We start from the raw sequence: 8,222 nt of genomic DNA, 5'->3' as shown, positions 1-8,222 counted from the left end.
GCGGGGGCCTGCGCGGCGACCGGCGGCGGCGTGTGCTCGGCCGCCGGATGCGACCGCGCCGCCTGCTCCGGTCGGGGTGCCTGCTCCGCCGGACGCGGCTGCCCCTGCTGCTCCGGGCGGCCCGCCTGGTCCGTACGCGACGCCGGGTCGGGTGGCGTGCCGAGCTTGCGGCGCCGCCCCGATCCACCCGACTGGTGCGGGGGAGGCGTCGCCGTCTGCTGCGGGTACGGGACGGACTGCGGGGCGGGCACGGCCGAGGGCTGCTGGACCTGGAGCGCCTGCCGGTTGAACGGCACGCCCTGGCCCAGCGTCCGCACGCTGATGGCCCGTCCCTGCGTCGAGTTCGGGTCGACGGGCGCAGCGGCCTCGGCGGGCAACGGCTGAGCCGCCCGCGGCGAGCCCTCCGGCGGCAGCGGGGTGCCCGGCGCGGGCGTGTGCTGTTGCGGGGCCCGGGGCGGCGTGCCGTTCGAAGGCGCGGGGTGTGCGGCACCGGCCCCCGACGTGGCGTCGGGCCAGGGCTGGGCACCGGGCTGCCGGGCGTCAGGCTGGGGTGCCGCGGTTCCCTGAGTGGGTGTGCCCTGGGGCGGCGTGCCCTGCCCGGGAGCGGCCTCAGCGGGGAGCGGCCCTGCGGCGGGCTGCTGACCCGGTGCGGCGACGCCCTGCTGCGGCACGGGCTGGGCCGGGGCGGCGGGCTGCACTGCCTGCCCCGGCAGGGCCGCCTGCACACTCTGCCCCAGGCCGCCCGGAGCGGGGACGGACACGCCCTGCGGGGCGTTCACGTGGGGGACGGCCCCCTGCGCCGGACCCGGCACTCCCTGCGGCGGCACGGCCGCATCCGGCGCACCGGGGGGAGGGGCGACGCCGGCCTGGACGGGAGCGCCCGGCACGGAACCGGAAGGCACCGAACCCGCAGGCACGGGACCCGCAGGCACGGGACCTGTAGGGGGGGAACCAGCGGGCACGGGAACCGTCGGAACGGAACCGGCAGGCACCGGACCCGTCTGGTCGGTGCTCACCGGCACCTGCGCTCCGGCCCCCTCGGCCGGCTGCGGCGCGGCGACGGCCCGTCGCCGGCGGCCGGTCGGCGCGCTGGTCGGATGCGGCTGCGGCGGTGTGTGATCGGCGGACTGGTCGTGCGGGACGGCGTCGTGCCGCCCCTCCTCCACCGGCCCGGCACCGGCGGCAGCCGCACCGGGGACCGCCACGGCGCCGTGCTCCGGAACCGGCACCTGCCCCGGAACCGGCACCTGCCCCTGAGCGTGCACCACACCCGGCGCATCCGCGGGCCCGTCGGCGACCTGCTGCCCTGGTTCGGCCGGAACCTCCTGCTGGGCCTGGGCCTGGGCCTGGGCCGGGGCCGGGACCTGATCCGCCTCTGCCGGCGGCAGCGCGAACACCGGACGCGGCCCGGCCGCCTCCTGAGCCGCCGCCGCCCGCTCGTTGGCGGCGGCCAGCGCACGCCGCCGGCGCCCTGTCGGCTGCTGGGACTGCCCCTGAGCCGCCTCGGACGGGCCGGCGGCCCCACCACCGGACGACAGCGCGGGCCGTCCGGACGGCAGCGCGGCCTGCTCACCGGCTTCACTCCGGCCCCGCTGCCCGGACGACCCGGGCACACCCTGCGGCGGCACGGTCCCGCCGAGCCCTGTGTTCGAGGCGGCTGCACCCGCCGCATGCTCGGCGGCCGTCATCACGGCCCCCTCGGCGACACCCTGGACGGCGCTGCCGACGGCATCGGTACCGGCGTCCTCGGCCGCGCGCCGCCGTCGCCCGGTACCGCCCGACGCGCCGCCCTCACCGGACGCCTGCGCCGGAAGGGCCGCCTGCTCCCGGTCGGCCCGGCGCCTGCGCCGCCCGGTGGGCGCGGCCCCGTCGGCTCCGGGACCACCGGCGGCCTCGCCCTCACCACCCGGAACGTCTCCGTCCAGGAAGGCGTCGGTGGTGGCCCGCCGCGCCCGGCGCCGCCCCCCACCGGACGTCTGCCCGGCGGGGTCGACGGCAGCGGGGTCGAGGGCAGCCGGGTCGACGAGAGCCGGGTCGACGAGAGCGAGCGCGGCGGACTCGTCCACCGGCTGGACGGCGACCGCTCCGGCCCCGCCCCCGATCGGCACCTCGAGGACGTACGCGCTCCCGCTCATCCCGGGTACGTCGTGCGTCTGCAGCACACCGCCGTGGGCCCGGACGATCCCGCGCACGATCGGCTCGTGCACGGTGTCACCACCGGCGTACGGCCCGCGCACCTCGATACGGACGACCTCGCCGCGCTGCGCCGCCGCCACCACGACGGTGTTGTCCAGGTAACCGCCCGCCGACACGGGCGTGTTGCCGGTCGCGTCGACCCCCGCCACGTCCGCGACGAGATGCGCGAGAGCGGTCGCGAGCAGCCGGGGGTCGACCTCGGCCTCGATGGGCGGCGCGTGCACGGCGAACTGCACCCGTCCGGGCCCGATCAGCTCGACGGCCCCGTCCACCCCGGCGGCGACGACGGCGTCAAGCATCACTTTCGTACGGGAGACGTCCTCGCTGCCCGCGTCGAGCCGCTGGTACCCGAGGACGTTGTCGATCAGTGTCGTGATGCGCGCATAGCCCGCCGACAGGTGGTGCAGCACCTGGTTGGCCTCGGGCCACAGCTGCCCGGCGTCGTCGGCGGCCAGCGCGGCCAGCTCGCGGCGCAGCTCGTCCAGCGGGCCGCGCAGCGACCGGCCGAGCAGGGTCAGCAACTGCTCGTGGCGGGCGGCGAGCGCCTCGAAACGGTCCTTCTCCCGCTCCCCGAGGGCGGCGTACCGGTCCTCGTTGGCGGCGAGCTCCTCGGCGTGCCGCTCGGTGAGCTCCTCCACTTCGGTGACGTGCTGCTGGCGCAGCGCGGTGAGCTCGGAGGCGTGCTCCTCGGCGATCCGCTCCAGTTCCTCGGCGTGGCGCTTGTCCGCCGCCTCCTTCTCCTCGACGACGGCGTCGTACGGCCGCCGGTCGGTGAAGGTCATCACGGCGCCGACGAGCTGGTCGCCGTCGCGCACGGGTGCGGTCGTCAGGTCGACCGGTACCTTGCCGCCGTCCTTGGCGTACAGCACCTGGCTGCGCACCCGGTGCTTGCGCCCGGAACGCAGGGTGTCGGCGAGCGCCGACTCGTCGTACGGGAAGGGCGAGCCGTCGGCGCGCGAGTGCAGCACGAGGTCGTGCAGTTCGCGCCCGCCGAGATCGCTGGCCCGGAATCCCAGTATCTGGGCGGCGGCCGGATTGACGAGCACGATCCGCCCGTCGGTGTCGGTCCCGACGACGCCCTCGGACGCGGCCCGCAGGATCATCTCGGTCTGCCGCTGCGACCGCGCGAGCTCGGCCTCGGTGTCCACGGTCCCGGTCAGGTCCCTCACGACGAGCATGAGCAGCTCGTCACCGCTGTACCCGTAACCGTCGTAGGCCTGCTGCCCGTTCTCCAGATTCGCACTGGTGACCTCGACGGGGAACTCGGTCCCGTCGGTCCTGCGCGCGATCATCCGGGTCGGCTTGGTCCGGGCATGCGGATCGAGGTGCTCCGGCCGCCGCATGGAGCCGGGAATGAGCTTGGAGTCGAACTGCGGCAGCAGATCGAGCAGCCCGCGCCCCACCAGAGCCGTCCCCGGAGTCTCGAAGGCCTCCAGGGCGATGGTGTTGGCGTTGACGACCGTGCCGTTGGCGTTGACCAGCACCAACGCGTCCGGAAGCGCGTCCAGTATGGCTGCGAGGCGAGCAGCGCCTCGGGATGGCCTGCTGCTCACGAGACGCTTCCTCCCTGTTACCGCACCTTGCCGACCGCTCGGGCCATCTTGCCAACCGTCCCGCGGCGTGTCACGCGAGGGAGTCTAAGGGCTGCGGTTGCGCTCGCGACGCCGGATGAGAGCGAGGTCCCACGAGGAAGTGACCCCGAACTGACGACCGAGTAACCGCCAAACGCCCGTCCTCCTGCGATGACGTCGCGGGACCTTCGCGGGACCTTTACGACGACGGCGTTTCTGTACCTTTTGGCCAGACTGGCGTGATGAGGGCGGAGAGTGGCGCAGAAGAAGGCGCCGGTACGGGCCCGCCCTCTGTGCCCGCACCCGAGCCGACGGGCGGCTCAGGCCCTGGCGCCTCGTTCGCCGCCCACACCCGGCAGGAGCGGCACGAGCCGGTCCCAGCGGGAGATCTGGCAGCCGTCACGGCGGTCGTACGTGGCGTCGACGGGCCGCCCTTCCCAGGTGCCCGTGACGTGCGCGGTGGCCGGGCCTCCGTACTGCATGGTGCAGAAGCCGCCTTCCGGGGCGGGTGCGAAGACGTCCTGCCCCCACCGCGTGTCCCGCTCCAGGGCGGCACAGGCGCCGCGCGGGTCGGGGTGGCTGCCGCCGTCGGGGCCGCAGTACAGCTCGAACGTTCCGTCGGCTCCGGGGCCGGCGTTCCGCACGGTGACGGTGAGGTGATCGCGGTCAGGGCCGCCGCCGAGCCCGGCCGGGGACAGCAGACCGGTTCCGTCGGCCTGGGCATACGCGGCAGGGGGGACCGCGGTCAGCGACCCGGCGGCGGCAACGAAGGCGGCGGCACCGACGAGGAGGCGCCGCAGGACGGGGCGGGCGGTGGCCCGGGGAGTGGCACGCAACATGCCTGACTAACGCGCAGCGGCCCAGGACGTTGCGCGCGGCCACGCGAGCGGGGGCACGCACGGGCCTGACAAGGCCTTTGCCCTGCGCCCTTCCCGCCTAGTACCGTGGGGGTCGATTGGTGACAGCACGCTCGACTGTGTCATCATCGGCACGCAGCGCTCGCGCTCGCGCGGGAGTGATGCTGGAGGCGTCGCCTAGTCCGGTCTATGGCGCCGCACTGCTAATGCGGTTTGGGCCTTCAAGCCCATCGAGGGTTCAAATCCCTCCGCCTCCGCACTCGATCACGAAGCCCCGGTCACCCGACCGGGGCTTCGCTGTCGTTGCCTTCCGGAAGGGTGGCCGGAAGTGCCGTTTCCGCAGCTCACAAGGGGTACGGCTAACGGATTTCACATGGCGGCGGCAGTCATGTAATGTTCTTCCTGTCGCCGCGAGCGAGCCGAAAGGCCCGAGAGCGGCGAAAAAAACAGAACAAGCACTCGTAGCTTAACGGATAGAGCATCTGACTACGGATCAGAAGGTTGCAGGTTCGAATCCTGCCGAGTGCACAGCACGTCAGAGGCCCTGTGGAGTGATCTACAGGGCCTCTGACGTTGGCCTTGACGGCGCTGGGTAACGGCAACCGGTTCAGTGTCTGGTCTCGCCCGCCCCGTCGCCGACCAAGTGGACGATCTGCCGCTCTGTCACCCTCCCCGGCGCAGCGGCTGGCCACCCAGCGCCGCCGGGTCGGCACGCCGAAAGGCTCACGAGCACTGGGCCACTTCCGCCAGGCGGTGTTGCGCAACGGTACGGCTTTGGGCTCGGGCGGGGCGGCCCGGGGGCCGCCCCGCCCGGCCGGTTCAGGGCTTCTCGCCGTCCCGGTCGACGAGGGACTGGGTCATCTTCATCTCGCAGAATGTGACCTCGCCCTTCTTGTGCGAGCGCCCAGCCGACGAGCCGTCCTCGTACTTCTCCTCGTAGTCGCGCACCGCGACCGACTGGGTCCCCTGGTACTGGAAGGTGTCGGGGTCGAGGAGGTACTCCTGGCGCTGAACGGCCTTGCTGCCCAGGTCCGGGTATATGGCGATGGCGTCATGCCCCATGGGGTCCTTCACCAGGTGCGGGACCACCTCGATCCCGGGGTCCGCGGCCAGGGCCCGGTACAGCTTGGCCATCCCCTGCGGATGCACGGGATAGGCCTCGTCGAGGGTCGCCAGGAGCGCGAAGGTCTCGAGCTGCTCACCCGTCAAGCCGGTGTCCTTGCCCATGGGGAACATGTCCGCCGCCTGCTTCCGGATCTCGGCGGGGTCGTCCGGCAGCGAGGCGAGCAGGCGATACAGCCGCCGCTGCGAGGGCTCGTTGTCGCCGTCCTTGTCGTCCTCCCTCACAGGGCTGTCGTACTGGACCCACTCCTCGCTCACCTTGGGCTTGGCATCGGGCGCCGCGTCCGACGCTCCGTATTGGCACTGCGCGGTCTTCAGGTAGACCCACTGGCCGTCGCGCGGATGCGGATCCGGCTGCTGCGACACCACTTCCGCCGCCTGCTCCAGGAGTGCCGTCGCGGACGTCAGGTCGGGCCCGGCAGGCTGCACGCCGCGCTCGGGTCCACCGCCACCGACGATCATGGTCACCAGCACCGCGATGGTGATCACCGTCGCGGCGCCCCCCGCAGCCGTCACGCGCCAGTCCAGCCGCATCCTGCGGGCAGAGCTCTGCTGCGCTGCTCCCAGCAGCTTCTGGCGGCCGGGAACCAGCCGCATCCGGTCCGGCGTCGGCGCATCGGCGCGCAGCTCGCGCATCCTGGTCATGTCATCCATGGGATACCGCCCCGTTGTGGTCGCTTACGAGGGTGGGGTCGGCGCCGAGCGCCGTACGCATCTTGCGCCGCGCCCGGCTCAGCCGGGAGCGGATCGTGCCGACCGGCACCCCGAGGGCGTCGGCACACTCCTGGTAGGTGAAGTCCGCCCAGGCGACCAGCAGCAGCACATGCCGGTCCTTCCCGGGCAAGGCCGCGATCGCCCCGGCCAGCGCCCGCTGCGAGGCCTCGGCCGTCACCCGCTCGTCGGCCCGTTCCGACCAGGACTCGGCCACCTGGTCGACACCGGTACGGGCCAGCGCCCGCAGCGCCCGCACTTCGGAGCGGCGGTGGCTGCCGATGAGGTTGCCGGCGATGCCGTAGAGCCACGGCCGGGCACTGGCGCGCGCGACGTCGTAGCGGGCGCGGTTGCGGAAGGCGATGAGGAAGGTCTGCGCCGTGATGTCGTCGGCGTGACTGTCGCCCAGCCGGCGCATCACATACCGGTGGATCTCGGCGGCGTGTCTGTCGTAAAGCCTGGCGAATACCTCCGGCCGCTCCAGGGATTCCTGGATGACCAGCGCGTCGTCGGTGGGTGGATCCCCCACGAGGCCCTCGCTTCTTCGTGTAATAGGAGTGGAGTGCATTCCACCCCCTGTTGTCCGAAGCGGTCCGGAGGGTTCACGCGCAGGTATTGAACCTGACCACACCGGCGATCACCAGCGCGATGTCCAGCAGCTATGCGGCGTGTGCAACCTCGTTTGCTGCTTGACGGTTCCGTCTTCGGGTTGCTGTCGGGGAGCACGTTGGGGCACCTCCGAGTTCGGAGTCGCCAACGCGACGGCGCACAAGGTGCTCCGCGCGTTGCGGGAGGAGGGGCTGACGTACACCGAGCCTGGCCTCGGGTCGTTCGTCGCTGAGCGGCCACAGGACGGTACCGAGCAGAAGGCCTAGCGGGATCTCAGCTCAGTGCTTCGGCTACCTCGTGAATGGCCGGCCGGTCTTCGGGAGTGTGGCTGAGCATCGCTTCGATCAATTCGCCCAGCGCGCCAGGCGCCTGCACGGGTCGACGTCTGCCGTTGGCCACGGCCTCTCTCTGGACGGCGCGTGGAGCGTCGTCCGGATACTCGACGGCCCGCCAGCCAGTGGCGGAAATCAGTAGGGAGGCGCCGAGGGCGTAGATGTCGGCTTCCGGCGTGGGTTCGGCTTCACCACTACTGGCGACGAGACGACCAGCACGGCGGAGAGGCACTGCGGCCAGCGATTGTCGGCCAGCTCCGCCATGTGGTTGGACTTTTGAAGGAGAGCCGACCACCGTCCATCCGGAACGGTCTCTACGGAATCGCGGCTGAGCTGGCACGTCTGACCGGCTGGACCTACTTCGACGCCCGCCAGTACATCCAGGCTCGTGCGTACTTCACCCAGGCCTTGCAACTGGCGAAGAAGATCGACGACCGGCAGTTCATGGCCAACGTCAGGACAAGCCCGCGGACTCGTTGGCACTCGTGACCGCAGCCCAGGATCAGGCCCGGTCAGCACTCGGCAGCACGCCGCGCGTTATGTCCAAATGCTGGCCATGCGGGAAGCATTCGCCCACGCCGCCCTCGGCAACCGTGACGACACCCACTGGGCGATCGGGGGAGCGCACAGCCCTTCCCCGTGACTCCCCGGCACATCGGGCACGCGCGCGCCGGGCACGCATCAGCGTTGTCACAGCTGTCAATCCCCTGGTTTCGTAGAGACGTTGGTTATGCGGCCCGGCCTTCCTGATCGGTGCGGGCTCGCGCTTCCTGGATGATCCGTTCGAATTCGACGGGTGGCTTCCCGCCGGCCGCGCTGTGACG

At 72.4% G+C, this 8,222-nt stretch carries 4 protein-coding genes, 2 tRNA genes and 2 pseudogenes; 3 read left to right on the top strand and 5 right to left on the bottom strand.

The genetic code is table 11. From position 1 onward, the window contains the following. A partial coding sequence (locus tag C1J00_RS33135; protein WP_102912670.1) for a PAS domain-containing protein occupies window positions 1-3,749 on the bottom strand: 3,749 nt, incomplete at its 3' end. A gap of 338 nt (window positions 3,750-4,087) precedes the next feature. After that, complete coding sequence (locus C1J00_RS33130) at window positions 4,088-4,606, bottom strand: SSI family serine proteinase inhibitor (RefSeq protein ID WP_102912669.1); 519 nt, start codon at window positions 4,604-4,606, stop codon at window positions 4,088-4,090. A gap of 184 nt (window positions 4,607-4,790) precedes the next feature. On the opposite strand from C1J00_RS33130, the gene C1J00_RS33125 reads away from it, so the two are divergent. Continuing rightward, a tRNA-Ser gene (locus C1J00_RS33125) sits at window positions 4,791-4,881 on the top strand. A gap of 198 nt (window positions 4,882-5,079) precedes the next feature. Further along, a tRNA-Arg gene (locus C1J00_RS33120) sits at window positions 5,080-5,152 on the top strand. Window positions 5,153-5,443: 291 nt separating this feature from the next. Here C1J00_RS33120 and C1J00_RS33115 read toward each other — a convergent pair. The 3 genes and pseudogenes from C1J00_RS33115 to C1J00_RS47240 all read right to left on the bottom strand — a co-directional run. Continuing rightward, window positions 5,444-6,391, bottom strand: coding sequence for a CU044_5270 family protein (locus C1J00_RS33115; protein ID WP_245936595.1), 948 nt, complete (start codon window positions 6,389-6,391; stop codon window positions 5,444-5,446). A gap of 1 nt (window position 6,392) precedes the next feature. Continuing rightward, on the bottom strand, window positions 6,393-6,986 hold the full coding sequence (locus C1J00_RS33110) for an RNA polymerase sigma factor (protein WP_102912667.1): 594 nt from the start codon (window positions 6,984-6,986) through the stop codon (window positions 6,393-6,395). A 353-nt stretch (window positions 6,987-7,339) separates the two neighbouring features. Then, a pseudogene (locus C1J00_RS47240) lies at window positions 7,340-7,609 on the bottom strand (protein kinase); the annotation flags it as partial. On the opposite strand from C1J00_RS47240, the pseudogene C1J00_RS33095 reads away from it, so the two are divergent. Then, window positions 7,585-8,029 (top strand): annotated as a pseudogene (locus C1J00_RS33095) (NsdA family TPR-like regulatory protein); the annotation flags it as partial. The pseudogenes C1J00_RS47240 and C1J00_RS33095 overlap by 25 nt on opposite strands. Window positions 8,030-8,222: the final 193 nt, after the last annotated feature.

Source organism: Streptomyces cahuitamycinicus (genome assembly GCF_002891435.1).
GTDB classification, from domain to species: domain Bacteria; phylum Actinomycetota; class Actinomycetes; order Streptomycetales; family Streptomycetaceae; genus Streptomyces; species Streptomyces cahuitamycinicus.
This window is presented reverse-complemented; position numbering and strand designations above follow the sequence as displayed.

Bases quoted from the DNA above. Each gene is read 5' to 3' on its own strand.
- C1J00_RS33115 (WP_245936595.1), bottom strand. From the start codon at position 6,391: ATGACCAGGATGCGCGAGCTGCGCGCCGATGCGCCGACGCCGGACCGG.
- C1J00_RS33130 (WP_102912669.1), bottom strand. From the start codon at position 4,606: ATGTTGCGTGCCACTCCCCGGGCCACCGCCCGCCCCGTCCTGCGGCGC.